This window comes from Sphaerisporangium sp. B11E5, from assembly GCF_039871875.1.
Classification (GTDB): domain Bacteria; phylum Actinomycetota; class Actinomycetes; order Streptosporangiales; family Streptosporangiaceae; genus Sphaerisporangium.
Window position 1 is genome coordinate 90,522 of sequence record NZ_JBDPMD010000013.1, and the last position, 24,759, is coordinate 115,280.

Below are 24,759 nucleotides of genomic sequence, written 5' to 3' on the forward strand. Positions count from 1 at the left end.
GCGTGTCAGCCGGAGGCGCCGCCGAAACCGTCGCCCACCGAGGCGGCCAGCAGCAGGTAGGACTCCCGCGTCGCGGGCTGCAGCCGGTCCAGGTCGATCTCGGCGCCTTCCTCCAGGTGCGGGTCGTAGGGCACGCGGATCACCGCGCGGCAGCGGGCCGCGAAGTGCGCCTCCAGCTTGTCCAGATCGATGGCCGACTTCGAGCGCGGCCGCACGCTGCACAACACCACGGTGGCGGCCTTCACCAGGTCGCCGTAGTGGTGGGCCTCCAGCCAGTCCAGGGTCGCCGACGCGGCCCGCGCGCCGTCCACCGAGGGGGAGCTGACCAGCACGAGCTGGTCGGCGAGGCCGAGCACGCCGGACATCGCCGAGTGGAGCAGGCCGGTGCCGCAGTCGGTGATGCAGATGGAGTAGAAGTTCTCCAGCACCTGGGCGACGCTCTGGTAGTCGGAGGCGCTGAACGCCTCGGAGACCGACGGGTCGCGGTCGGAGGCCAGGATCTCCAGCCGGGACGACGCCTGCGACGTGAACGCCCGGATGTCGACGTACCTCTTGATCTGCTGCCGCTCGTTGAGCAGGTCGCGGACCGTCGCCGAGGTCTCCAGCTCGACCTTGTCCGACAGGGTGCCGCGGTCGGGGTTGGCGTCCACCGCGATCACACGGTCGCCGCGCACGGACGCCAGGGTGGCGCCGAGGCCGACGGTGGTGGTGGTCTTGCCGACGCCGCCCTTCAGGCTGAGCACCGCGACGCGGTGGTGGCCGGTGGCGACGGGGGTGCGCGCCCGGGTGAGCAGCTCGCGGCGGCGGCGGACCTCCGGCGACTCCCCCGGCTTGATCAGGCCGGCGGAGGCCTTGAAGACGAGCCGGCGCCAGCCGCCGGCCGGGGCGTTCCTGCGGCCGCGCAGCAGGGAGACCGGGTCGAGGCTGTCGGCGCTCGGCCGGGGCTCGACGCCCGTCTTGGCGGCGCCGCGGCGGGCGGGCGTGCCGAAGGAGGGCTGCGGGGCGGCGGGGGCGGGGCGGCCGCGGCGGGGGCGGTACGGCTCGCGCTCCTCCTTCTCGCCGGGGGGCTCCTCGTGGACGGACGGCTTCTCGCGGGCGGGCGCGGGCGCCTCGGCGGCCGGGGCTACCGGGGGCTCCGGAGAGGCCTGGGGGGCGGTCTGGGGGGCCGGTGCGGGCTTGGGCGGCTCCGCGGCGGGGGGTGACGTGGCGGGGGGCGCGGTGAAGGGGTCCGCCGGACGTTCGGAACGGGTCGCCGCCCGGCCGGGGAGGGGCTCGCGGGGCACGACGACGGCCTCGGTGTCCGTGCCGCCGGCCGCGAACTTGTTGAAACGTTCCTGTTCCGGGTCGAGGTCGGGCACCTGCGCCGTCTCCTCGGCCGGGGCCGGCTTCTCGGCGGGCGACTCCAGAGGGCGGGTCTCGTCCGGCCGGGTCTCGCCGGGCCGGGTGGCGGGCAGCGCGGCCTCTAGCCAGCCGCGTACCGGCTGGTCAGTGCCCTGAGCCTCCGGCGGGCGGTGCGTGCCGGTGTCGGTGCCCGGCGTGAGGGGGCCGGGCGGCAGCCAGTTGGTGCCGGTCTCGACCGGAGGGTCCTCGAAGGAGCCGAAGGTGAAGCTGTCGGTGTCGTCGCTGACGGCCTGCTCGGCGGCGGCCTGCGGCGACGGCTCGCCGAACGCCCCGCCGCCCGGAGAGCCGCTCGACGGGCCTCCCGGCGAGTCTCCCGAGGAGCCGAACGCGCCGCCGCCGGAGGGCGCGGGCCGGTCGGCGAACGCGCCGAGGCCGCGGGACGGCTCGCCGAACGCCCCGCCGGACGGCCGCTCCTGCGTGCCGCGCTCCCCGAAGGCGCCACCGGACGTGGACGGCCGCTCGCCGAACGCGCCGCTGGACCGATCCCCGAAAGGACCGCCGGAGGGGGACGGCCGCTCTCCGAAGCCACCACCGGAGGACGGCCGTTCGCCGAACGTGCCGCCGGCCGGGCGCTCGCCCGCGGCGGGCCTCTCGTCGGTGCCCGCCCGCGACAGCGGCTCGGACGCCGAGGTGATCGGCGCCGAGAACGGCTCGGGCTCGGCGGGCTGCGGGCTGTTCGCGGTGTCGGCGGCCGCGCGCAGCAGCGGCGACGACGGCGCGGGCGGCTCGCTCGGGATGTGGGCCCAGGGGTCCTTGGGGTACGGCGAGGCGGCGGCCTCCTCCGCGGTGACGCTCACAGGGAGGGGGTCGTCCTCGTTCTCCTTGATGGCGTCCAGCCAGGCGAGTTGCTCCTCCAGGGAATGAGGATCCTCGCGATCGTGTCTTGCCACCGTGTTCCCCCTCGGGACTGGACTAAAGGGGCAGCAAATAGAATGAAGATTACCGCCCGCTATCACGGGCAACGCGGTCAACCGCCGATCTGGCTACCCGGATAGTTTGGTCACATGCACGCGATCGTCGTCACAGAGCCGGGCGGACCAGAGGTGCTGGAGTGGCGTGAGGTGCCCGATCCCCGCCCCGGACCTGGCGAACTGGTCATCGAAGTGGCCGCCGCCGGGCTCAACCGCGCCGACCTGTTGCAGCGCAAGGGGCACTATCCGCCACCTCCTGGCGCGTCGCCCGTCCTCGGGCTCGAATGCTCCGGGGTGGTCGGCGAGGTCGGCGAGAACGTCGTGGGGTTCGCCCCCGGCGACGAGGTGTGCGCGCTGCTCGCGGGCGGCGGTTACGCCGAGAAGGTGGCCGTCCCCTGGGAGCAGGTGCTGCCGGTGCCCGAAGGCGTATCGCCGGTCGACGCGGCGGCGCTGCCGGAGGTCGCGTGCACCGTGTGGTCCAACGTCTTCATGGCGGCGCGGCTGCGCCGGGGCGAGACACTGCTCGTGCACGGCGGCGGGGGCGGCATCGGCACGTTCGCCATCCAGCTCGCCAAGGCCCTCGGCTCGCGGGTGGCGGCCACGACGGGCGGCCCCGAGAAGGTCGCGCGGTGCCGTGAGCTCGGCGCCGACCAGGTGATCGACTACCGCGAGGAGGACTTCGCCACGCTGGTCACCGCGGACGTGATCCTCGACGTGATGGGCGCGAAGTACCTCGGCGCCAACCTGTCCGCGCTGAACACCGGCGGGCGGCTGGCGGTCATCGGCCTGCAGGGCGGCACCCGGGGGGAGCTCGACCTCGGCATGCTGACCGCCAAGCGGGCCACGGTCCTCGGCACCCGGCTGCGTGACCGGCCGGTCGCGGAGAAGGGGGCGATCGTGCGCGGTGTCCGCGACAACGTGTGGCCTCTGGTGGCCGGCGGGGCGGTCCGCCCGGTGGTCCACACGATCGTCCCGATGGAGGATGCGGCGCGGGCCCACCGCCTGATGGAATCCGGTTCGCACATCGGGAAAGTGCTCTTGGCGAGGTGAGCTAGGTTGAGTTTCATGAATGCTGAGGAGAGCAAGCCGCACATCGTGGTCGTGGGCCCGCAGGGCCTCACGGTCGACGGGCAGAACGAGCCCGAGGAGCGGCCGGTCGCCGAGCTGGTGGAGCAGCCCGCCAAAGTGATGCGGATCGGCAGCATGATCCGTCAGCTCCTCGAAGAGGTGCGGGCGGCCCCTCTGGACGAGGCGAGCCGCAAACGGCTCAAGGACATCCACGCCAGCTCCATCAAGGAGCTTGAGGACGGCCTCGCGCCCGAGCTGGTGGAGGAGCTCGAACGGCTCTCCCTGCCGTTCGCCGACAGCGACGACAGCCCCCCGCCGAGCGACGCCGAGCTGCGCGTGGCGCACGCCCAGCTTGTCGGGTGGCTCGAAGGGCTCTTCCACGGCATACAGACCACACTCTTCGCCCAGCAGATGGCCGCGCGGGCGCAGCTCGAGCAGATGCGGCGCGCGTTGCCGGGCGGCGTGTCGCAGGGCGAGGAGCAGCCGCACCGCTCCTCCGGCCCCTACCTGTAAGGCGCCGCCTGAAGGCGCCGCCGCCCGCCGGGGGGCTCAGGTGAAGAGCCGCTCCAGGACGGCCGCCACGCCGTCCTCGTCGTTGGCCGCCGTCACGTGGGTGACGGCGGCCAGCACGTCCGGGTGGGCGTTGGCCACGGCGTAGGCCGTGCCGGCCCAGGTGAGCATGGGCAGGTCGTTCGGCATGTCGCCGAACGCCACCACGTCCGCCTGGCCGATCATGTGGCGGCCCGCCAGCCGGGCGAGTGCCGTCGCCTTGGTCACCCCGTGTGCGCTCATCTCGATCAGTGCCCGGCCGCTGGAGTGGGTCGCGGTGAGCAGGTCGCCGACGACCTCCTCGACCCGCAGGTGCAGCAGGTCGGGGTCCATGTCGTGGTGGAACGCCAGCAGCTTGGCACAGGGGCGGGAGATGAGGGTCGAGACCCCGACCCGCAGCCCGGAGGTCTCGTGCCGGTCCCAGCGGTCCAGCCCGAAACTGCTCTCGTGCGCGAAACCGCCCTCGTACTCCACCGAGAAGCTCAGCTCGGGCAGCCGCTCACGCAGCCGCCCCACCGCCTCGGAGAGCACCTCGGCCTCGATGAGATGCGACTCGACGATGCTCTCGGTGTGCAGGTCGTAGACGAGCGCCCCGTTGGCGCAGATCGCGAGACCGCGGTGACGCACCGCGCCCGCCACACCCGCCATCCAGCGGGGTGGCCTTCCTGTGACGAAGACGAGCATCGCGCCCGCGTCCTCGACACGGGCGAACGCCGCCGCGGTGCGGGGGGAGACGCTGCCGTCCGAGCGCAGGGCGGTGCCGTCCAGGTCGGTGGCGATGAGTCTGGGGCTGACCATAACAAGCTCCAGTTTGCCTCGCCCCGGCGGCGCGGCCACCACCGGAGGACCGGAAAAGAATCTCGCGTGCGTGGGAACAAAGGCTCTCCGATAGTGTTAGATGTGGTGGCGTTGTATTAGCTGAACCCGATGTGCAGAACCAGCTTGACTGTCTGAGCGGCCCCGGGAAGCTGTGCGACACAACCCGGGGTTCGCGAGGTGTGAACCCCCAGATCAATCGCAGGGAGAGCTTTAATGGCTCAGGGAACCGTCAAGTGGTTCAACGCCGAGAAGGGCTACGGCTTCATCGCTCCGGACGATGACGCTCCGGATGTCTTCGTGCACTTCTCCGAGATCGTCGGCAGCGGCTACCGTAGCCTCGAGGACGGCCAGCGTGTCGAGTTCGAGGTCACGCAAGGACAGAAGGGCCCGCAGGCTTCGCAGGTCCGCGCCGTCTGACCACTGACACACAGCAGGCGGAGTTCGCGTAACGCGAACTCCGCCTTTGTGTTACATATGGCATATTAACTACGGAAAGTGGACATAGGTCAACATACATCTCAAGGTTCGCCGCTTACCGCGGATGGCCTGGATAAGCGGCGGAACCTCAGCCGGCTGACCGGCCGGTCGAACCGCTACTTGACCGGTTCCAGAACGTCAAGCCCGACGTACGGCCGCAGCGCCTCCGGCACCACCACCGAGCCGTCGGCCCGCTGGTGGTTCTCCAGAATCGCGACGATCCACCGCGTGGTCGCGAGCGTGCCGTTGAGGGTGGCGACGTGCCGCGGCTTCTCCTCGCTGTCCCGGTAGCGCACCGACAGCCGGCGGGCCTGGAACTCCGTGCAGTTGGACGTCGAGGTGAGCTCCAGGTAGCGGTTCTGCGTGGGCAGCCACGCCTCGCAGTCGAACTTGCGGGCCGCGGACGAGCCGAGGTCGCCCGCCGCGACGTCGATCACCCGGTACGGCAGCTCCACCTTGGCGAGCATCTCGCGCTCCCAGGCCAGCAGGCGGGCGTGCTCCTCCTGCGCCTCCTCGGGGCGGCAGTAGGAGAACATCTCGACCTTGTCGAACTGGTGCACCCGGATGATGCCCCGGGTGTCCTTGCCGTACGAACCCGCCTCACGGCGGAAGCACGAGGACCAGCCGGCGTACCGCAGCGGCAGCGACCGGCCGTCCAGGATCTCGTTCCAGTGGTACGCCGCCAGCGGGGCCTCGGACGTGCCGACGAGGTAGAGATCGTCGGCCTCCAGGCGGTACACCTCGGAGGCGTGCGAGCCGAGGAAGCCGGTGCCCGCCATCGCCTCGGGCCTCAGCAGCACCGGAGTGATCATGGGGGTGAAGCCGGCCGCGACGGCCTGCTGCATCGCCATGTTGAGCAGGCCGAGCTGCAGCCGGGCGCCCACACCCTTCAGGAAGAAGAAGCGCGCGCCGGAGACCTTGGCGCCGCGCTCGGTGTCGATGGCGTCGAGCATCTCGCCGAGCTCCAGGTGGTCGCGCGGCGTGAAGTCGAAGCTCGGACGCTCGCCGACCTCCTCCAGCACGACGTAGTCGTCCTCACCGCCGACCGGGGCGCCCTCCTCGACGAGGTTCGGCACGGCCATCGTCAGCGCGTCCAGCTCGCGGGCGAGACGCTCGGACTCGGCCTCGGCACCCTTCACGCCGGCGGCGAGCTCCTTGGCCCTGGCCAGCAGCGCGGCGCGCTCGTCGCCGGAGGACGTCGACACCGACTTGCCGACACTCTTCTGCTCGGCGCGCAGCGCCTCGTAGCCGGTCAGGGCGGCACGACGGCGTTCGTCCAGGTCGAGCAGCGTGTCGACGACCGAGTCGTCCTCACCGCGGGCACGCTGCGACGCCCGTAGCCGGTCCGGGTCCTCACGAAGGGTACGCAGGTCAATCACACGACAAAGGCTACCGAGGTTCGTGGCGCGCTCGCGCGGTGAAACCCGGCGCCGGGGTCACATGCGGCCGGAGCGGACCCAGGCCAGCCAGTCGGCGGCCTCGGTGAACTCGGCGTTCGACGTGCCCTTCTTCGGCTCCGGGGCCAGACGGTCGGCCCTCGGGTAGCTGCCGAGGAATCGGACGTCCGCCGACATGCGGTGCAGGCCGGACAGCGCCTCGCCGACCCGGGCGTCCGCGATGTGGCCTTCGGCGTCGAAATGGAAGAAATAGTGGCCGATGCCGTCGCCGGTGGGGCGGGACTCGATGCGGGTCAGGTTGACGCCGCGCACCGCGAACTCGCTCAGCATCTCGAGCAGGGCGCCCGGGTGGTCGTCGTTGAGGAACGCGACCAGGGACGTGCGGTCAGCGCCGGTCGGCTCGGGCAGCGGGCCGGGCCGGGCGACCTTCACGAACCGGGTCACCGTGTCGTCCCGGTCGCCGATGCGGGAGGCCAGCTCCACCAGGCCGTAGTGCTCGCCCGCGATGGCCGGGCCGATCGCCGCGTCGTACGGCGAACCCGGCATGGAGACCTCCATCGCCGCGGCGGCGGTGGACGGCGCCGCGATGACCACCGTGTCGGGCAGCTCACGGGCCAGGAAGCCGCGGCACTGGGTGATCGCGGCGGGGTGGGTGTACAGGCGCTTGATGTGGGGCATGCCGGTGCCCGGGCGCACGAGCAGGGAGAACTCGACCGGCAGGAGGACCTCCGCCGTGATCAGCAGCGGCTCCCCCCAGGCCAGCTCGTCGAGGGTCACCGTGATCGCGCCCTCGACGGAGTTCTCCAGCGGGACGACCGCCGCCGCGGCCTCGCCCCCCCGAGCGGCCTCCAGGGCCGCCGTGACGTTGGCGCAGGGCATGCGCTCGGCGTCCGGCGCGAGGATGCGCAGTGCCGCCTCGCAGAATGTGCCCTCCGGGCCGAGGTAGGCGAGTTTCTGCATATCAGCAGGCTACCGGGCGGTGGCACCGTTACACCCGGGAAATTTACCGGTCAACCCGCGACCTGTGGCCGCGCCGGGGTCCGCTCGCGTGACGCCTCGGCGTGTCGCACCGGGTCAGGGGTGCGGCGGGCGAGCAGCCACAACAGGACGAGGGCGCCGAGGCCGAAGGCGTCCTGCACGATCCTGCCCGCCACCGGGCTGAGCACCGGGATCTCGGCCGCGCGCAGCGCCACCCCCCACCACGGGATCGGCACCACGTAGTAGAGCCAGATCCCCGCCGCCGGCCACACCCGCCCCGGCCGCACCGTGCCGTCCCACGGCCCCGCCAGCGCGGCCAGCACGACCACCACCCAGGCGAAGTGGTGGATCCACGCCACCGGCGAGATCAGCACCGCCATCAGCCCCGTCAGCGCCACCGCTGTCAGACGGTCACCCGCGAGCAGGGCCCGGCGGGCGTGCCGGAACCCGTACCAGGCGACCACGGCGGCCAGGACGAGCCACAGCCCCGCCGTGACCCCGTCCGGCAGGTAGAGACGCAGCAGCATGCCCCGGATCGATTGGTTCGTCGTGGCGTTGTTGGCCCCCAGCCGCTCGGAGTCCAGCAACGCCCCGAACCAGAACCCCGTCGCGTCCCGCGGGATCACCAGGAACGGCAGAACCGTCAGCGACGCCGCCGTGAACGCCGCCATGAAGAAGGCTTTGCGCTGCTCGTCCCGCCCCCCCGGCCCGAAACCGGTGATCAGCAGGTAGATCAGAAACACCCCCGGCGTCAGCTTGACCGCCGTGGCGAGCCCGATCAGCAACCCCCGCGGCCACCAGGGCCGCCGCGCCATGCAGTCGACCACACACAACATCACCAGCAGGACGTCCACCTGCCCGAACCGCACCTGGTCCCGCACAGGCATGAGATAAGCCGCCAGGACCACGACCCCCGCCACCCCCAGCGGCACCCCCCACCCGAGCCGCGTGAGCATCTCCCGGCAGCAGTACCACACCGTCACCGCCAGGCAGACGAACACCCCGACGACCCACCCCCACTGCGCCACCGGCCACGACACCATCGCCAACGGCACCGCCAGCATCGCCCCGATCGGGGGATACGTGAACGGCAGCAACTGCGGCGCCGGCGTCACCACCTCGTAAACCGGCACCCCCTGCAGCAGCGCCAGCCCCCCCATCCGATAAACATCAAGATCGACGACCCGCTGATCCCCAGGATTGGACAGCCAGTACCAGACCACCGGCCAGACAGCCACCCCGACCCCCAGCACCCCTCCGGCGAAGGATGCCCACCACCGCCCACCATGTCTCACGACGACGCAGGCTACCCTGCCCCCGCCGCGGACGCCCCTCGCCGCCCTGTCCACAGGCGTGCACCGGGCGGCCTTCGGTGAGCTCGGCTCTGGCTATCGTTACCGGGACAAGGAGCAGTGGTCCCACGTCGACGATCACGAGGGGGAGGTTCCCTTGAGCACGCGAGCACCCGGCGGCCCTCGGTGGGCACGGCTCGCGCGTGTGCTCGTCGGCCTGGGGGTTCTCGTCCTCGCTCTGCTGTCCCTGACGCCGGCGCACGCCGAGGGGCGGCCGGGCGGTGGGCAGGTCGTGGTGATCGGTGTGCCGGGGTTGCGGTGGGAGGACGTCGATCGCGTCCGTACGCCGGCGCTGTGGAGGTTGGCGGGGGAGGCGGGGGCGGCTTCGATGTCCACGCGGGCCTATCCCCGGCCGGAGCGTACGGGGACGTGTCCTGTCGCCGGGTGGCTCACGGTCTCCGCGGGGCAGAGGGCAGGGTCCGCGGCGCAGGAGTGCGCGTCGCCCGCGCCGCCGGTCCCCGCTGCGGGCGGGGGCGTGAGCGTGCCGGGGTGGGGCGAGCTGGTGGCGTACAACGGGGCCACTTCCTACCGGGCGCGGGTCGGGCTGCTCGGGCAGGCCGTTCGTGACGCGGGGGGGAGCGTGGCGGCGGCGGGGCCAGGTGCGGCGCTCGCGGCGGCCGACAGCGGCGGGAAAGTGGGCGCTTACGCGTCCGATGTCGCGGGGCTGGGAGATCTGAGCCGTTTCTCGCTCGTCGTCGTGGACATCGACGATCTCGCTCGCGCCTGGCTCGCCGCGGCGGCTCCAGGCGTCACGGCGCCCGACCTGTCCCCGGGGGCACGTGCCCGTGCGGCGACGGCCGCCGACCGGCGGGTCGGGGAGGTGCTCGGCCGCGTGGCACCGGGCACGACCGTGCTGCTCGCGGGGCTGTCGGACACCTCCACCAGGGCTGACCTGCACGTGGCCATGGCCAGGGGGCAGGGGTACGCGCGGGGGTATCTGACGGCGTCGTCCACACGGCAGCACGGGCTGGTCACGATCACCGACGTCACGGCGACCGTGCTGGAACGGCTCGGGGTGGCCGCGCCGCCGGGGACGGTGGGGCGGCCGTGGGTACCGGGCGGCGGGGCGCCGGCAGGGGTGGCGGAGACCGTCCGGCGGCTCGGGGACGCCGACCTGGCCAGCCGGGTGCTGGTCCAGGTGCGGGCGCCGTTCTTCGCGGTGCTGGTCGTCGTGCAACTGCTGTTCTACGGTCTGGCGGCGGTCGTGGTGCGCCGCCACGGCGGCGGGGCGGCCCGGCGGCTCCTCGGCTGGACGCGCGGGCTGGCGGTGGCCAGCGGCGCGGTGCCGGTGTCGACCTTCCTCGCGCAGTTGGTGCCGTGGTGGACGGCGGGGCATCCCATGGTCTCCCTCATCGCCACGATCGCGGGGTTCACGGCGCTCATGGCCGGGGCGGCGTTCGCGGGCCCCTGGCGCCGCCACGTGCTGGGGCCGTTGACGGTCGTGGCGGGAGTCACGTCCCTCGCGCTGCTGCTTGACGTGGTCACCGGCTCCCGGCTCCAGGTGAACGCGGTCACCGGCTACGAGCCCGTCACCGGAGGCCGCTTCTACGGGTTCGGCAACATCGCCTTCGCCGTCTACGCCACCGGCACCGTCCTCGTGCTCGCCGGAGTGGCACAGGCCCTCATCGACCGGGGACGCCGCGGGCTCGCGCTGGCGCTCTGCCTCGCGTACGGGCTGCTCGCCGTCTTCGCGGACGGCTGGCCGGGGTGGGGCGCCGACTTCGGCGGGGTGCCCGCGTTCGTCCTCGGTCTCGCCGTCTTCGTGATGTTGTTGTCCGGCCGCCGCGTCACCGTGGGCAAGCTGGCCACGGTGGCGGCCGGCGGCGTCGTGCTGATCGCCGCGATCGCCGTGGCCGACTGGACCAGGCCGCCCGGCAGCCGCACCCACCTCGGCGCCTTCGTGGAACAGGTCGCCTCAGGCGAGGCGCTCCCCGTGGTGGGCCGCAAACTCGGCGCGATGCTCGGCACCCTCGGCAACTGGCAGCTCACCGCGCTCTCCGTGGCCGCCCTGGCGTTCCTGTTCCTGGTGCTGGCCCGCCCGTCCCGCTGGGGCGTCTCCGCCCTCGGCGAGGCCTACTCCACGGCGCCCGCCCTGCGCGCCGGCCTGTTCGGGGTCCTCACCACCGCCGTGGCCGGGTTCCTGATCAACGACTCCGGCATCGCCATCCCCGCCATGGCCCTCACCGTGGCCGTCCCCCTCACCCTCGCGGCCTCGATCGCCGCCGTCCGGCGGCCCGCACCGCCCACCCCGCCAGCGCGATCGTCAGCCCCAGCAGGATCCACGGCACCACCTGGCCACGCACCACGGTGACCAGCCACCCGAGGTCCGGCGGCTGCCCTTGCTGGCGCGCCGGGAGGTAGGCCAGCGACAACACGGTGACCCGCGCGACGAGGAACCCGTCCAGCGCCGTCGCGGGGACGGTCGCCAGGAGCGCGAAGGCCAGCCCGTCGTACCACGGCAACGCGTACGGCGTGGCGAAGAGCCACGCCACCACGACCACCGCGGCCACCACACCCCCGGCGCGAGGGTCCGCCACCACACCCGCGGTACCGCCACCCGCCACCATGCCCCCGATGGGGGTGCCGGCGACCATCGCCTCCGTACGACCGTCCCCTCTCCGGGCGGTCGGACTGTGGGAGAGGTGCGGCCGGAGGGCTCGGAACAGGACGACGGCGAGGGCCACGAGAGTCAGGAGCGACGCGGCCTGGATCCAGGAGCGGTAGGCGCCGGAGCCGAAGGCGAGCTGGAGGGCGCGCTGGGCCAGGTGCCAGGGGGTGGCCCAGGAGATGGACTTGCTGGCGTGGAGGATCTGGTCCAGTGAGTTGGGGCCGGCCAGCAGGTACGCGGCCACCACCGTCGCCAGGGCCGTGCCGGCCACCACGGCCAGTCTGCGGGGGGAACGGCGCAGTTCCCAGGCGGTGCCCAGGGCGACGAGGCCCGCGTTGGCCTTGGTGGCGATGCCCAGGCCGAGCAGAGGGCCTGCGGTCCACCAGCGGTCGCCGCGCCCGGCGAGGAGGGCGGCGGTCACGAAGACGATGGCTTGGGTGTCGACGTGCATGCCGGCGACGAGCTGGTACAGGACGAGGGGGTTCACCGTCCAGAGCAGGGCCGCGCGGGCCTGGCGTGTCCGGTCACCGCTCGCCAGGCGGTGCAGGAGCAGTGCCGTCACCAGGAAGGCGATGACGTTCGCCAGCGCCAGGGCGAACACGGTGAGGCGTACGGACTCGCCCCCGACCAGGCTCGCCACGGCTTGCACGGCGGTCGCCAGCGGGCCGTAGAGACTCGGCTCCTCACGCCATGGCAGCTCCACCGCGCCGGCGACGGGATCCGCGGGCAGGTCGGCGGCCCCGGTCGCGTAAGGATCGTGACCGAGCACCACCATGCGGCCGTACGCCGCGTAGTTGAGGTGGTCGGCCGAGCCGGAAGGAGGCAGGAACGCCAGCAGGCCCGCGGCGAGGCAACCGCAGACCAGCAGAACGCGGGGGTCCGGCGCCCAGCCGCGGCGCAGCGCGAGCAGCCCCGCACCGAGACCGGCGCCCCCGAGGAGGATCGCCGCGGCCTCCATGGCGATGACCAGGTGCCCGCCCGGCCGGATCGCCAGCGAGAACGGCGGGTGCCACCACGCCCCGGCCAGCCCCGGCACCACGGCCGAGGCCCCGAGCACGCCGATGGCCGCGGTGAGGACGATCGCCGCCCCGATGCCCAGAACGGCCACCCGGGCCGCCGTCCCGCCGCCCTCAGGGGCGCGGAGGGACCCGTCACCGGCCGTGACCGTCGTCTGCCGTCTCGCGGTGTCCCCGTTCACGGCACGATTCCAGCACACCCGCGCGGGGTGACGGGCCGGGGAGTGTGGCCTGTCAGTGGCGGGAGGCGGGAAGGAGGGTGGTCACGGGGGTGCGGCGGGCCAGGGCGAGACCGACGTCGCGGAACTGGCGGGCGCGGTGGAGCTGGGCGCGCCAGTCGGTGCCGGTGGCGCGGTGGGCCATCTCGACCTCGACCTCGACGACCCGGAACCCCTTGCGCAGCAGGTCGATCGTCATGGCGGTCTCGACGCCGAAGCCGCGGGCGAGCGGGCGGGCCGCCTCGAAGGCGGCGCGGGTCAGGCAGCGCTGACCGTTGAGCGGCTGCGTGGCCTCCCAGCCGGCGGCCCTGCGGATGCCTTCCTTGGCCAGCCGGACGACGAAGCCGTGGCCGCCCAGCTTGACCCGGGTGACGAACGTCGCGATGGTCATGTCCGCCTCCCCCGCGACCACCGGCTCGACCAACGGCGCCGCGGCCGCCGCGGTCTCGGCGAGGTCGGCGTCCAGGAAGAGCAGATGCCGCGGCTCTCCCTCGTCGAACAGCCGCACCGCCTCGGCGCCGCTCTCCATGGCCCCGGCCTTCCCGCGGTTCCGCCCATGCCGGACGACCCGCGCACCCGCCGCCTTGGCGACCTTCCCCGTGGTGTCCGCCGACCCGTCGTCCACCACCACGACCAGGTCGACCCCCGGAATCGTGAACGCGGCCCTGACCGTGGCCTCGACCCGATCCTCTTCGTCCTTGGCCGGAATGACCACCGCAACCCCGTTCCGCCCCTGCGGACCGCCCATGACCCCTTCCTCCTCATTCCCTGGGACACCGCCCCGCCTCAACCGCGAAGCCCGCCCTCACCGTACCGGCCACCACCGGCTTCCAGCCCCTGAAACACCGTCACCCGGACATCGAAGCCGAGCCACCACCAGGGAGCTCCGGCGTGGGTCCGGCCCCGTGAAGACCCGTCCGAGCCGGAGGCACGAGAAGCACGCCGTGAGACGGCGAGTACCACACGTGCACGGCCCCGGCTGTACACCGTATGACGGCGCCGAACTCACCGCACCACGTCCCACCGCGTCGGCGCCGGTTCTGGGCCTGCCCGGGGCGCGCGGCACAGCACGTGCGGGCCGTCGTGCGCGACATGCGGCGGGCAGGTGGCACGGGCCCGGCCGCCCGGTGTGCCTGCCGCTGTGGACGGCCCGTCCGTGGACGACCCGTCGTGGGCGGCCTGTCGGCCTGTCGTGGGCGGCCCGCCGTGGGCGGCCCGTCGTGGACGACCCGCCGTGGACGACCCGCCGTGGACGGCCGGTCACCCGTGCGGCTTCATCGCCGTACCACTTCCCGCTGTGCCGGCGCCGGGACTGGGTCTGCTCGGGGCCGGGGGTCGCACGGGGTGCCGTTCGCCGTGGGGGGACGGTTGGCGGGTGTGGGGCGGGGCCGGGAGCGCCGTACCGCTTCCCGTCGCGCCGGTGGCGGTCGGGACGGTCAGGGCGTTCGACGGGGCGCCGGTGGGGTGCGTGGTGCGGTCGGGATGTGTCGGTGGCGTCGGTGAGGGCCAGGGGTGCGGGCGTGACGGTGGCGTCGATCAGGGGGTGGTGGGGGTTGCCGGAAGGCGGGGTGGTCGGGGGCGCCGGGGCGGGGCGGCGCCGGGTGGGTGGGGGGACTGGACGGGTCAGTCGGGGGTGGTGGGGAGGGTGTCGTGGACGGTGAAGACCGAGTCCAGGCCGGTTACTTGGAGGATCTTTCGCACGGCGGGGCGGGGGGCGGCCACCTCCAGGGTGCCGCCGCGTTCTCGCATTCGCTTGAGGGCGGACAGGAGGACGTTCATGCCGGTGGAGTCGCAGAACTCCACGCCGGACATGTCGATGACCACACGGTCGGGGCCGGTCTCCAGCAGGCGGGTGAATTCCGCCTGGAGACGAGGCGCGGTATATAGGTCGATTTCGCCGACGACCGTCAAGATAGCGTGGCCGGCATGTGATCGAGTCGAGACCTTGAGCTCCACAGCGGGCACACTAGCGCCGTACTGCCGCCGGGTCACGTTCTACCGCGATAACCGAAGAGTCGTCCGCCTGTTGTCCCCGGTTCTGGGCACGCCGAAACGCTGCGTACGCAAAGCTTGACGCTATGCGACACCGGCTCGGCCGGAAGGGGAGAAGACCCGGAACCTCCGCATCCGGTCGTTATGTGGAGAAGGAGGGGCGGGCGTGGATTGCGACGGGCCCGATACCGCTGATGAACACTGAACTGCCCGAGGATCCCCGGCGGCACGGCATGCGGCGGCGATTGGAGGCCATACTCGGCCGGTCGGAGCGGGCACGCGCCTGGGGGGACGCCGCCCTTCCGCTCCGGCCGCTGCTCAACCGGGACGGCTACGTCCCGATCAGAACCCGGCTCACCGTGGACGACCTGGACCTGCTGGCCGGGGCGCGCACGGAGCTGAAGTGCTTCTCCGAGCTCGGCCTGCGGCTGCTCGACCTGCACCAGCCGCGGGACGCCGGCGGCATCACCAGTGACGCGGCACACCCGATCCTGCGGTGCCGCAGTTGTATGTGGCGCTGGCCGTGCCCGACGTTCCGCGCCATGTGCGAGGCGCTGGACACCCTGCCGGAGAAGGCCGGCGAGAACGGCTCAGGCGGACGGGGCGGCGCGGGGGAGGCTGATCTCGAAACGGCACCCCGGGCCCTCGTTGACGACGGCGATGGCGCCTTCGTGCGCTTCGACGATGCCCCGGGCGATGGCGAGCCCGAGCCCCGCGCCCCGATCGGGGCCTGGGGTCCGCGCGGTCTCGCCGCGGAAGGCCACGTCGAACACCCGTGGTAGGTCGTCCTCGGGGATGCCGCCGCAGGCGTCGGCCACCGACAGCCGCACGGTGCCGTCGTCGGCGGTGGCCCGCACCACGACGGCGCCGTCCTGCGGTGTGTGGCGGATGGCGTTGACGACCAGGTTGCGCAGCGCCCGCCCGAGTTCGGCGGCGTCGGCGTACACCGGGAGCACCGGCGGCGTGTCGCCGGTGAGCCGCACGCCCTTGGCCCTGGCCAGGGCCTCGACGCCCGCGAGCGCGTCGGCCACGAGATCGCCGAGGCCGACGCGGCGCGGGCTGAGCCGCAGCGCGCCCGCGTGGATGCGGGACAGTTCGAACAGGTCGTCCACCATGTGGGCGAGCCGGTCCACTTCGAGCCTGATCTGGTTGTGGTACCGGCGCACGGTCGCGGTGTCGTCCACCACGCCGTCCTCGAGCGCCTCCGCCATGGCCCGCATGCCGGCGAGCGGGGTGCGCAGGTCGTGGCTGACCCAGGCCACCAGTTCGCGCCGCGCGCCCTCCAGCGCCCTCTCCCGTTCGCGCCCCTCACGCAGCCGCTCGTACGCCTGGTCCAGGGCCTGCGCGATGGTGCGCAGCTCGGCGGGCAGCGGCCCCTGCGGCGGCGTGAAGTCCAGGCTGGGCGGCACGGCCTCGACGGCGGTGACGAGCCTCCTGCTGGCCGCCACCACCTGACGCGCCACGACCAGCGCGACGCCGAGCCCGACGAGGCCGGCGATGGCGACCACGGTGAGCACGACGTCCTTCGGATGCCCGTCGATGATCATTTCCATGGTGATCGCCACCACCCCCGCGAGCGTCGCCGCGACGGTCACCACCGCGACGACGGCCAGCATCACCCCGATGGACCGTCCCCGCAGCAGCCACAACCCGGTGAGCCCGAGCGCCGCGATCACCAGTCCCAGGCCCGTGGTGACCGCGATGATCTGGAGGATCACGGCGCCACCGGCTCGTAGCGGTACCCGACGCCCCACACGGTGACGATGCGCCGTGGCGCGGTGGGATCGGGTTCGATCTTCTCGCGCAGCCGCCGCACGTGGACGGTCACGGTGGAGGAGTCGCCGAACGACCACCCCCACACCTGGTTGAGCAGCGCGGCCCGGCTGAACGCCTGCCGGGGGTTGCGCATCAGGTGGGCCAGCAGGTCGTACTCCCGCGCGGTCAACGTGATCTCGTGCCCGCCGAGCCGCACCTCGTGGGCCCCGACGTCCACCACGAGGTCGGCGTCCCGCAGCACGCCCGTGCCGGTGGTGACCAGGGCGCCGCGGGCCCTGCGCAGCACGGACTGCACGCGAAGTGCCAGCTCACGGGGGCTGAACGGCTTGGTGACGTAGTCGTCGGCGCCGGTCTCCAGGCCGACGACGCGGTCCATCTCCTCGCCGAGCGCGGTGAGCATGATGACCGGCACCGGCCAGCGTTCCCTCAGCTTCTTGCAGACCTGGAGGCCGTCCATGCCGGGCAGCATCAGGTCGAGCACGAGCAGGTCGGGCGGGTCGGCGAGGGCGCGGCGCAGCGCCTCGGCGCCGTCGCCGACGCTCTCGACCTTGTGCCCGTCACGTTCCAGGTACTTCACGACGACCTCGGCCACGGTGGGGTCGTCGTCCACCACCAGGATCCGGGTCGGCGGCGCCACGCTCATCGTTCCCCCATCTCACCGAGACGATCCCGCACACCACCGGCCGGCCGGGCCTCGTGAAGAACTGTGGCTTGGGCCATGGAAAGCGGCCCTCCCTCCGCTCGCCGGACCGGTCCCCCTACCCGGATATCCACCGTAGAGCCGATCTGGTGCGTTCCACGAACTCCGTCACCACTTCGTAAGGCGGCACGTGACCGGCACAGGACGGCACAGGACCGGCACGGTCAAGGTCACGATCTCGCCGATGGCTCGCGGCGGGGCCCGCCGCGACGTACCTTCTGCTTATGGCCCGCATCGTGTTGTCCGTACTCGGCGTCCTGCTCGCGATCTACGTGGTGTTCGGACTGCTGATCCCCGCTCTGTTCGGCATCTTCAAGGTGCTGCTCATCATCGCCGTCATCGCCTTCGTCGCGGTCGCCGCCGTCACGGTGCTCGGCAAGCTCTCCAAGTAGCCCGGAGAACCCTTTGACGACCCTCCTCGACGCGACCGTCGCGCTGCTCGCGCAGCTCGTCGCGGGGCAGTCCGGCCCCGCGACGCTGGCGGCGGTCGGCCTGGTGGGGGTCACCCTTCTCCTGCTCGCGTGGGCGGTACGGCCGGTCGCCCCGGTCGCGGCGGCCCCGGCGGCGTGGTCGCGCCGACGTGCCGAGCACGTCCCGTTCGTACGGCTGCGGCATCCCGCCGCGGCGGGCCGTCCCCGCCCGAGGGCTCCGTCCGCCGGTCCCGCGCCCGCCGCGCGTCCCGGCACGGCGTCGGCCCGCCCACTGGGCGGCTGAGGCCCGGCGGCTGTTCGTCTCTCCCCCGCGCCGGTTCCCGGCGGGTGCTTTCGTCGCGTCCATCCCCACGACGAAGGGACCTTCCGTCATGTTCGACCTCGTACTGGAAACCGCCTACCGCCTGATCACCGGCCTCGGCTCCCTGACCGGCCCGGCCCTCGCGATCGTCCTGTTCACCCTGGCCGTGCGCGCGCTGCTCCTGCCGCTCACCCTGCGCCAGGTCGCCGCCGCCAAGGCCAGGCTGCGCCTCGCGCCGAAGGTGGCGGCGCTGCGCGAGCGTCACGCCCGCGACCCCGAGCGCATGATCAGGGAGACCTCCGCGTTGTACCGCGCGGAGGGCACGTCGATGTTCGCGGGCCTCGGCCCCGCGCTCGCCCAGGCGCCGTTCTTCCTGGTCGCCTACCGCGTGTTCGTGTCCGCGTCCATCGCGGGGCACCCCAACCTGCTGCTCGCGCAGAGCGCGCTCGGCGTGCCGCTCGGCGAGCACTTCGCCGCGGCGGTGGCGGGCGGCGGCCTGCTCGGCGCGCCCGCGCTGGTCTTCCTCGGCCTGTTCGCGCTGCTGGCCGTGGTGGCGTGGGTGGTCTCCCGCCGGATGGGCGAGGTGCAGCCGCGGGCACTGCGGCTGATGCCGTACGGCACCGTTGTCCTCGCGGCGTTCGTGCCTTTGGCCGCGGTGCTGTATCTGCTGGTCAGCTCGGCGTGGACGGCGGCCGAGCGGGTCCTGCTGTACCCGCGCCCCGCCTAGACCCATTTTCCGCACATCGCCCTCGACAACATGAACCGATCACTCACCGTGCCGGATGACACTTGACACCCGGCCAGGGACTTTCGGGCTCGTGCGGAAAACAGGCCTAGACCGCCGCCCCGGTCCCCCGCCGGGAGGCGCCGCCCCACTACCGTGGATTGTCGGAAAAGCGGCCCGGCGGGGAGGATCCAACCATGAACGGAGCCGACAGCGAGGTCGGACGGCTGGCCACGGTGATGTTGCACCGCCCGGGCGCCGAGCTCAAACGGCTCACCCCGCGCAACAACGACAAACTGCTGTTCGACGCGATCCCCTGGGTCGGCCGGGCCCAGGAGGAGCACGACGCGTTCGCCGACGCGCTGCGCGACCACGGCGTCGAGGTGCTGTACCTGACCGAGCTGCTCCAGGACACCCTGGAGTACGAGGAGGCCCGCGAGGAGATCATCCCGGCGGTGCTGGCGGACCGGCAGCTCGGCGACCGGCTGTCGCAGCTCACCCGGCGGCATCTCGAGGGGCTCGACCCCGAGGACCTCTCGCAGACGCTGATCGCCGGGCTGGCCCGCGAGGAGCTGCAGACCGGCCGGGGCCTGGTGTACGACCTGATGGACCGGCACGACTTCGTCATCGACCCGCTGCCCAACCTGCTGTTCACCCGGGACTCCAGCGTGTGGATCGGCGACCGGGTGGCGGTGACGAGCCTGGCCATGCCGGCCCGTGCCCGCGAGAGCCTGCTCACCCGGCTGATCTACACCCACCACCCGCGGTTCTCCGGCATCGAGCACCTGTACGAGCCGTGGCTGGAGCACCTGGAGGGCGGCGACGTGCTGCTGATGGCGCCGGGTGTCATCGCGGTGGGCACGGGCGAGCGCACGACCCCGGCGGGCGTGGAGCGGCTGTGCCGCCGGGTGTTCGCCACCGGGCTCGCGCACACCGTGCTGGCCGTGCCGATCGCGCAGCAGCGGGCGACCATGCACCTCGACACCATCTGCACGATGGTGGACGTGGACACCGTGGTGATGTACCCGCCGGTGGCGTACTCGCTGCAGGCCCACACGGTGACCATGACCGCCGACGACGAGCTGCGCGTCGCAGAGCCGCGGCCCTTCCTGGAGGCGGCGGCCCACGCGATGGGCGTGGAGCGGGTGAAGGTGATCGACACCGGCCTCGACCCGGTGACCGCGGAGCGGGAGCAGTGGGACGACGGCAACAACACGCTGGCGCTGGCCCCGCGGGTCGCGGTGGCGTACGAGCGTAACGTGGAGACCAACGCGCGCCTGGAGGCGGCCGGGATCAAGGTGATCAGGATCGCGGGCAGCGAACTCGGCAGCGGCCGGGGCGGGCCGCGGTGCATGTCGTGCCCGATCAGCCGGGAACGGCTATCCGCACTCGCGTAGAATTCCCATTTCGGGCGCCCGCATTTGGGCTTCAAGGACCGCGGCCGGGGCCGGCAATACCGCCCATACAGTGGTGACTTCTCCGTCGTGCCGCACACCCCACCGGGTGGCGAGAAATTCCACGATGCCGAGCCCGCGCCCGCCGAGTGAGGACAATGTGGGACGTCCGGCGCGGGGTTCGGTGGCGGCGCCGCCGTCACTGACCGTCACCTCAAGGTGATCGTCCGACCAGTCCCAGGTGGCCATGATCTGCCCGGACGGCAGCGGATGCGCGTGCCGCAGGGCGTTGCTGAGCAGTTCGCTGACCACCAGGACGGCGTCCTCGACCGCGGTGTCGTAGACGCCGCGTTCCGCGAGATCGGCGCTGAGCTTCCTCCGGGCTATCGCGACGCTGGTCGGCGCATACGGCAACAGCACGACGCCCTCACTTCCCCGATCCCTGCATTCCCCCGGAGGAAACACATCCCAGTAAGACCGAAATGCCCCGATGGCTGGTCAGGGAAACCGCGCCGCGATCACACCTTGTGCAGAAACGAGAGTACGCGAATACAACTGTGACCGGCTCGTTACCGCTTCGGTGTGTCGGATTCGATATAGGCCTGAGCGGCGGCCAGCACGAAACGCATTCGTGTTCCCCCACCGGGCCGCGGGTGTGCCGTCACGTCCCCGCCCTGCGCCCGGGCGAGGCTCCGCGCGATGTAGAGCCCGAGCCCCACCCCGCCGAACCGGCGCCGGTCGCCGCTGTCGGCCTGGACGAACCGCTCGAACACGCGGTCACGGTCGTCCGGCGCGATGCCGACGCCCTCGTCCTCCACGGTGAGCACGACGCGGTCGCCGTCCTGCCAGACGGCCACGCGGATCAGCCCGCCGTCCGGCGAGTACTTGAAGGCGTTCTCCAGGAGCTGGCCGAGCAGGATGTCGGTGGCGAGTGTGTCGCCGTCCACCGGCGGCAGGCCGGGCGGGATGTCCACCTCGACCCGGTGCTTGTCCGACAGTGCGGGCATGCCGAGGGTGGCGGCCCGCACCCGTTCCCCGAGGTCGAAGCTCTCCACGCGGACCTTCAGCTCCTTGGCCCCGGCCCGCGCGCCGAGCAGCAGGTGGTCCATGAGCCGGCCCAGTGAGCGGGACCGCTCGGCGATGGTGCGCACCGCCGAGCGCCGCTCGACGTCCGACATCTTGTCCCAGCGGGCGTCCAGCGTGCTGGCGAAGCCCTGCACGACGGTGATCGGGGTGCGCAGCTCGTGGCTGGTCGTGGCGAGGAAGAGATCCTTGGCCTCCTCCAGCTCCTTGGCCCGCGTCACGTCGCGGAAGTCGACCACCACCTCGGCGGTCTCGACGATCTCGGCGCTCACGACGTCGAGCCAGCGGCCGGACGGCAACTGGGTGGTGAGCTTCTCGCCCGGCGCGGGCAGCGGGAACGGCGGGCGCCCGCCGATGACCTCGGCGGCGGGCAGGCCGGTCAGCTCCTCGGCGGCGGGGTTCCACTGGCGCACCGAGCCGGACTCGTCCAGCACCGCGATGCCGTCGGCGCTGGCGTCCACGACCGCGCGCTCGTGCGCCCGCTGCCGCACGGCGTCCTGGTAGGCCATGGCGTTGCCGAGCGCGATGCCGGCGTGCCCGGCGAGCAGTTCGAGCAGCTCCAGCTCGATGTGCCCGGCCTTGTGCTGGGCGAACAACGCGTACAGCGCACCGTACGGCCGCCCGCCCACCGCCGCGACGCCGAGGGCGATGGTGTGCAGGCCGGGCAGCTCCGACCAGATCAGCTCGTCCAGCATGGCCTGGTCGCCGGTCTCGAGCAGCACGGTCTTGCCGGTGCGCAGCAGCTTGCCCACCAGGCTGGTGCGCAGGTCGGCGGTGGCGCCGCGCAGGTCGCCCGGCAGGCCGTGCGTGCTGACCAGCCGCAGGCGGTCGTCCTCGATCAGCACGAAACCCCCGGCGTCGGCCCCGGTGAGCTCGGTCAGGCTCTCGGCGATGCGGTCGAGGACGTGCGGCAGCTCCAGCTCGGCGTTGATGTCCGCCACGACGTCGGTGAGCCGCCGCACCAGGCGGGCCCGGCGGGCGCCGCGTTCCCGCGCGGCGCGGTCGTCGTCGACCGGGTGGTAGACGCTGACGTACCCGAGCAGTGCCCCGCCGTCGGAGCGCAGGGCGCTGATGTCCACCCCGACGTCGAACAGAGCGCCGTCCTTGCGGAGCCGTTTGGTGCGCAACGAGACCGGGCCGCCGGTGCGGGCACGCTCCAGCACCGCGTTGAGCTCGGCCATCAGCTCGTCGGGGACGATCGGCGCCCGCCGTCCGGTCAGCTCAGCGGCGTGCCAGCCGAACAGGCGCTCGGCGGCGGGGTTCCACGACAGGACGGCGAGGTCGCGGTCGAGCGCCACGACGGCGCTGGCCGAACTGGCGACGACGGCGCGAGCGAGACCGTCGTCGGCGTTCGCCACGTTCTGCTCGCTGTCGTCGCTCATGACCTCCATCGTGCCTGTTTTCCGTCGCCGTCTCGCCAGGTTTCGTTGTGCGAATCTTCGCATTCCTCACGCTGATCACCCCGGGACGGCCACCGGGAAGGGCGGCGACATGCCGTCGGACGGCCGACGGCCGTCCACGGCCTCCGCTCCGCTACGCTGCCGGTAGCGGGGACCGGAAGGGGTGGTCATGACGGCGGGCGACCTTGAGGCCCTGGTGCGGCTGACCACCCCCGGCTACGTGGGCGAGACCCCGCCCGAGGTCGCGTTCGGCATGACCGACACCCCCGTGGGACGGCTGGCGCTGGCCGTGACGGCGCGCGGCCTGGTCGCGTGCAGCTACGAGGACGAGCACGTCGTCTTCGCCCGGGTCACGCGGGCCCTCGGCAACTTCATCGGGCCCGACCCCCGCCGGCTGGACCCGGTGCGGCGCGAGCTCGACGCGTACTTCTCCGGCCGGCTGCGCACGTTCACCGTCCCGGTGGACCTGCGGCTGGCCCCGCCGTTCGCCCGCACGGTGCTGCAGATGACCATGGCGATCCCGTTCGGCGGCCTCACCACCTACCCCGAGATCGCCGAGCGCATGGGCCGGCCGCAGGCGCTGCGCGCCATCGGCAACGCGCTGACGGCCGACCCTGTCTGCGTGATCGTGCCCTGTCACCGGGTCATCGAGGCGCCTGGTCGTCTTGGGGGGTACGCCGGCGGTCCCGCGGCGAAGGAGTTGCTGCTCCGCCTGGAAGGAGCCGTGTGAGGAACGTCACCAGCGCGGCGACGAGGAACGCCGCCAGCGCCGCGTTCATCCAGGGCTGACGCTCGAACCCGATCGCCTCACGCACCTGCGCCCACGCGGTGTCCCACCCGTCGACCGTCGGCGTCGCCGTGACCAGCCAGTACGCGACGAAACCCAGCACCCAGGGAACGATCATCGCCCACCGGGCGGGCGCGCCGGCCGAGGTGTCCCAGCGGGCGGCGCCGCCGAGCACGAAGTAGTCCACGGCGAGCACCGCGAACATCGGCACGAACACCGCGCCGATCAGGCCGAGGAACGCGCCGTAGGAGTTCACGTCGGCGAACAGGGCGATCACCGTGGTCAGAGCGCCGACCGCGGCGGAAAGCACCCGCCGGTCCACGCGCGGCATCAGGTTCTGCAGCGACATCGCGGTGGAGTAGACGTTGGCGAACGACTGATCGGTCTCGCGCAGCACCAGCACGCCGAAGAACAACCCGCCGAGCGGCACCGCGACGAACGCCTCCCACACCCGGTCGGGGTCGTTCCCCACCACGGCGAGCGCCAGGATGCCGAGCACCAGGCACGCCACCTGGGCGATCGTGTAGCCGGTGACCACCCCGCCGAACGCCGCCCGGCCGGACCGCGAATGGCGGGCGTAGTCGGCGGCGACCGGGACCCACGAGACCGACAGCGCGATCACGTAGTCCACCGCGGGCGCGAAGGAGTGCCAGCTCCCGGCACCGAGGCTCGGCGCCTGCCGCACCAGCGCGACCGTGAGCCAGATCATCGCGATCACCACGCCCGCGGTGACGAAGCGGCGCAGCAGGCGGATCACACCGAGCGGCCGGATGGTCAGCGCGACGGTCAGCGCCCCCGCCGCGACCACCCACGCCTGGTACGGCACCGCGTCCCCGAAGATCGCCTGTGCCCCGTTGGCGATCACCCACAGCTCGAAGGCCCCCCAGCCGAACATCTGCACGATGTTGAGCACGGTCGGCACATAGGACAGCCGCGCCCCGAACAGCCCGCGCAGCAGCACCATCGCCGGCGCCCCCGTCCGCGCGCCGGGCACGGCCGCCAGCCCGACCATCACCGTCCCGATGAGGCTCCCGGCCACGGCCGCGAGCACCGCCGCCCCCAGCCCGAGGGGAGCCCCGCCGAGCGGGTCGAGCAGCAGGAGGGCCCCGGAGAACCCGAGAAGGCTCACTCCGAGGTTCGCCCAGAACGCCCCTTGGTCGAACGCCCCGAGTGTCTTCGGGGGAGCCTCGTCAAGGGTCAGCGGAGCCTCGTCGACGGCAGGCGACATCACACACTCCCTACGCCGGCATTATCCGGACAGGTTCATGCGGTCGGCGGCGCGCCTGATGAAGGAGCCGCCCTCTCAGCCCGGTTTCGCCCGAGCTCCCGCGTTGGACTTCGTGTCGAGTTGGGAGGTCATCCCCCGCTCGCGCCCCA

Annotated in this window: 22 protein-coding genes and 1 riboswitch; of the genes, 9 read left to right on the top strand and 13 right to left on the bottom strand. The window is 72.7% G+C overall.

The window, feature by feature from the left end; all coding sequences use genetic code 11:
• Positions 1-5: 5 nt before the first annotated feature.
• On the bottom strand, positions 6-2,291 hold the full coding sequence (locus ABGB17_RS15415; protein WP_347629846.1) for an AAA family ATPase: 2,286 nt from the start codon (positions 2,289-2,291) through the stop codon (positions 6-8).
• 114 nt (positions 2,292-2,405) lie between these two features.
• Between ABGB17_RS15415 and ABGB17_RS15420 the strand changes: the two genes are divergently transcribed.
• Complete coding sequence (locus ABGB17_RS15420) at positions 2,406-3,362, top strand: NAD(P)H-quinone oxidoreductase (RefSeq protein ID WP_347629848.1); 957 nt, start codon at positions 2,406-2,408, stop codon at positions 3,360-3,362.
• 15 nt (positions 3,363-3,377) lie between these two features.
• Complete coding sequence (locus ABGB17_RS15425; RefSeq protein WP_347629850.1) at positions 3,378-3,893, top strand: bacterial proteasome activator family protein; 516 nt, start codon at positions 3,378-3,380, stop codon at positions 3,891-3,893.
• A gap of 36 nt (positions 3,894-3,929) precedes the next feature.
• On the opposite strand, the gene ABGB17_RS15430 is transcribed toward ABGB17_RS15425, so the two are convergent.
• Complete coding sequence (locus ABGB17_RS15430) at positions 3,930-4,727, bottom strand: HAD family hydrolase (protein ID WP_347629852.1); 798 nt, start codon at positions 4,725-4,727, stop codon at positions 3,930-3,932.
• A gap of 234 nt (positions 4,728-4,961) precedes the next feature.
• Between ABGB17_RS15430 and ABGB17_RS15435 the strand changes: the two genes are divergently transcribed.
• Positions 4,962-5,165 (top strand): cold-shock protein, encoded by a 204-nt coding sequence (locus tag ABGB17_RS15435; protein WP_184987267.1) that lies wholly within the window; start codon positions 4,962-4,964, stop codon positions 5,163-5,165.
• Between the two features lie 176 nt (positions 5,166-5,341).
• Here ABGB17_RS15435 and serS read toward each other — a convergent pair whose 3' ends face one another.
• Genes serS through ABGB17_RS15450 form a run of 3 tightly spaced genes read right to left on the bottom strand, consistent with a single transcriptional unit; the run spans position 5,342 to position 8,838 of the window.
• Entirely contained in the window at positions 5,342-6,604 is a 1,263-nt protein-coding gene (gene serS, locus ABGB17_RS15440; protein ID WP_347629855.1) for a serine--tRNA ligase, read from the bottom strand.
• Positions 6,605-6,661: 57 nt separating this feature from the next.
• Positions 6,662-7,582 carry a prephenate dehydratase gene (gene pheA / locus ABGB17_RS15445; RefSeq protein WP_347629857.1) on the bottom strand — a complete coding sequence of 307 codons (921 nt, stop codon included), beginning with the start codon at positions 7,580-7,582 and terminating at the stop codon, positions 6,662-6,664.
• A gap of 50 nt (positions 7,583-7,632) precedes the next feature.
• Positions 7,633-8,838 carry a glycosyltransferase 87 family protein gene (locus ABGB17_RS15450; RefSeq protein WP_347629859.1) on the bottom strand — a complete coding sequence of 402 codons (1,206 nt, stop codon included), beginning with the start codon at positions 8,836-8,838 and terminating at the stop codon, positions 7,633-7,635.
• Positions 8,839-9,049: 211 nt separating this feature from the next.
• Between ABGB17_RS15450 and ABGB17_RS15455 the strand changes: the two genes are divergently transcribed.
• Positions 9,050-11,263, top strand: a complete 2,214-nt coding sequence (locus ABGB17_RS15455) for a hypothetical protein (protein ID WP_347629861.1) — start codon at positions 9,050-9,052, stop codon at positions 11,261-11,263.
• Here ABGB17_RS15455 and mptB read toward each other — a convergent pair.
• From mptB to ABGB17_RS15480, 5 genes are all read right to left on the bottom strand, one after another.
• Complete coding sequence (mptB, locus tag ABGB17_RS15460) at positions 11,151-12,758, bottom strand: polyprenol phosphomannose-dependent alpha 1,6 mannosyltransferase MptB (RefSeq protein ID WP_347629863.1); 1,608 nt, start codon at positions 12,756-12,758, stop codon at positions 11,151-11,153. The genes ABGB17_RS15455 and mptB overlap by 113 nt on opposite strands.
• A gap of 52 nt (positions 12,759-12,810) precedes the next feature.
• Positions 12,811-13,542: a glycosyltransferase gene (locus ABGB17_RS15465; RefSeq protein ID WP_347629865.1), complete on the bottom strand. Its 732-nt coding sequence runs from the start codon at positions 13,540-13,542 to the stop codon at positions 12,811-12,813.
• A gap of 875 nt (positions 13,543-14,417) precedes the next feature.
• Entirely contained in the window at positions 14,418-14,750 is a 333-nt protein-coding gene (locus ABGB17_RS15470; RefSeq protein WP_347629867.1) for an STAS domain-containing protein, read from the bottom strand.
• A 626-nt stretch (positions 14,751-15,376) separates the two neighbouring features.
• Positions 15,377-16,504, bottom strand: a complete 1,128-nt coding sequence (locus tag ABGB17_RS15475; RefSeq protein WP_347629869.1) for a HAMP domain-containing sensor histidine kinase — start codon at positions 16,502-16,504, stop codon at positions 15,377-15,379.
• Positions 16,501-17,205 (bottom strand): response regulator transcription factor, encoded by a 705-nt coding sequence (locus ABGB17_RS15480; protein ID WP_347629871.1) that lies wholly within the window; start codon positions 17,203-17,205, stop codon positions 16,501-16,503. Before ABGB17_RS15480 ends, ABGB17_RS15475 begins: the two co-directional genes overlap by 4 nt.
• Positions 17,206-17,486: 281 nt before the next feature.
• On the opposite strand from ABGB17_RS15480, the gene ABGB17_RS15485 reads away from it, so the two are divergent.
• From ABGB17_RS15485 to ABGB17_RS15500, 4 genes are all read left to right on the top strand, one after another.
• Positions 17,487-17,654, top strand: a complete 168-nt coding sequence (locus ABGB17_RS15485; RefSeq protein WP_347629873.1) for a hypothetical protein — start codon at positions 17,487-17,489, stop codon at positions 17,652-17,654.
• A 13-nt stretch (positions 17,655-17,667) separates the two neighbouring features.
• Positions 17,668-17,976, top strand: coding sequence for a DUF6412 domain-containing protein (locus ABGB17_RS15490; RefSeq protein WP_347629874.1), 309 nt, complete (start codon positions 17,668-17,670; stop codon positions 17,974-17,976).
• Positions 17,977-18,064: 88 nt separating this feature from the next.
• Entirely contained in the window at positions 18,065-18,721 is a 657-nt protein-coding gene (yidC, locus tag ABGB17_RS15495) for a membrane protein insertase YidC (RefSeq protein WP_347629876.1), read from the top strand.
• A 194-nt stretch (positions 18,722-18,915) separates the two neighbouring features.
• Entirely contained in the window at positions 18,916-20,115 is a 1,200-nt protein-coding gene (locus tag ABGB17_RS15500; protein WP_347629878.1) for an arginine deiminase, read from the top strand.
• Here the strand turns inward: ABGB17_RS15500 and ABGB17_RS15505 are convergent.
• Positions 20,098-20,532, bottom strand: coding sequence for an ATP-binding protein (locus ABGB17_RS15505; RefSeq protein ID WP_347629880.1), 435 nt, complete (start codon positions 20,530-20,532; stop codon positions 20,098-20,100). The genes ABGB17_RS15500 and ABGB17_RS15505 overlap by 18 nt on opposite strands.
• Positions 20,533-20,681: 149 nt before the next feature.
• Positions 20,682-22,577 carry a PAS domain S-box protein gene (locus tag ABGB17_RS15510; protein WP_347629882.1) on the bottom strand — a complete coding sequence of 632 codons (1,896 nt, stop codon included), beginning with the start codon at positions 22,575-22,577 and terminating at the stop codon, positions 20,682-20,684.
• A gap of 187 nt (positions 22,578-22,764) precedes the next feature.
• On the opposite strand from ABGB17_RS15510, the gene ABGB17_RS15515 reads away from it, so the two are divergent.
• Positions 22,765-23,325, top strand: coding sequence for a methylated-DNA--[protein]-cysteine S-methyltransferase (locus tag ABGB17_RS15515; RefSeq protein ID WP_347629884.1), 561 nt, complete (start codon positions 22,765-22,767; stop codon positions 23,323-23,325).
• On the opposite strand, the gene ABGB17_RS15520 is transcribed toward ABGB17_RS15515, so the two are convergent.
• Positions 23,240-24,610, bottom strand: a complete 1,371-nt coding sequence (locus ABGB17_RS15520; RefSeq protein WP_347629886.1) for a cytosine permease — start codon at positions 24,608-24,610, stop codon at positions 23,240-23,242. The genes ABGB17_RS15515 and ABGB17_RS15520 overlap by 86 nt on opposite strands.
• A riboswitch (TPP riboswitch) is annotated at positions 24,601-24,722 on the bottom strand. Its footprint overlaps the gene before it by 10 nt.
• Between the last annotated feature and the right edge of the window lie 37 nt (positions 24,723-24,759).

Bases quoted from the DNA above. Each gene is read 5' to 3' on its own strand.
- ABGB17_RS15420 (WP_347629848.1), top strand. From the start codon at position 2,406: ATGCACGCGATCGTCGTCACAGAGCCGGGCGGACCAGAGGTGCTGGAG.
- ABGB17_RS15425 (WP_347629850.1), top strand. From the start codon at position 3,378: ATGAATGCTGAGGAGAGCAAGCCGCACATCGTGGTCGTGGGCCCGCAG.
- ABGB17_RS15430 (WP_347629852.1), bottom strand. From the start codon at position 4,727: ATGGTCAGCCCCAGACTCATCGCCACCGACCTGGACGGCACCGCCCTG.
- ABGB17_RS15435 (WP_184987267.1), top strand. From the start codon at position 4,962: ATGGCTCAGGGAACCGTCAAGTGGTTCAACGCCGAGAAGGGCTACGGC.
- pheA (WP_347629857.1), bottom strand. From the start codon at position 7,582: ATGCAGAAACTCGCCTACCTCGGCCCGGAGGGCACATTCTGCGAGGCG.
- ABGB17_RS15465 (WP_347629865.1), bottom strand. From the start codon at position 13,542: ATGGGCGGTCCGCAGGGGCGGAACGGGGTTGCGGTGGTCATTCCGGCC.
- ABGB17_RS15480 (WP_347629871.1), bottom strand. From the start codon at position 17,205: ATGAGCGTGGCGCCGCCGACCCGGATCCTGGTGGTGGACGACGACCCC.
- ABGB17_RS15485 (WP_347629873.1), top strand. From the start codon at position 17,487: ATGGCCCGCATCGTGTTGTCCGTACTCGGCGTCCTGCTCGCGATCTAC.
- yidC (WP_347629876.1), top strand. From the start codon at position 18,065: ATGTTCGACCTCGTACTGGAAACCGCCTACCGCCTGATCACCGGCCTC.
- ABGB17_RS15500 (WP_347629878.1), top strand. From the start codon at position 18,916: ATGAACGGAGCCGACAGCGAGGTCGGACGGCTGGCCACGGTGATGTTG.
- ABGB17_RS15510 (WP_347629882.1), bottom strand. From the start codon at position 22,577: ATGAGCGACGACAGCGAGCAGAACGTGGCGAACGCCGACGACGGTCTC.
- ABGB17_RS15515 (WP_347629884.1), top strand. From the start codon at position 22,765: ATGACGGCGGGCGACCTTGAGGCCCTGGTGCGGCTGACCACCCCCGGC.
- ABGB17_RS15520 (WP_347629886.1), bottom strand. From the start codon at position 24,610: ATGTCGCCTGCCGTCGACGAGGCTCCGCTGACCCTTGACGAGGCTCCC.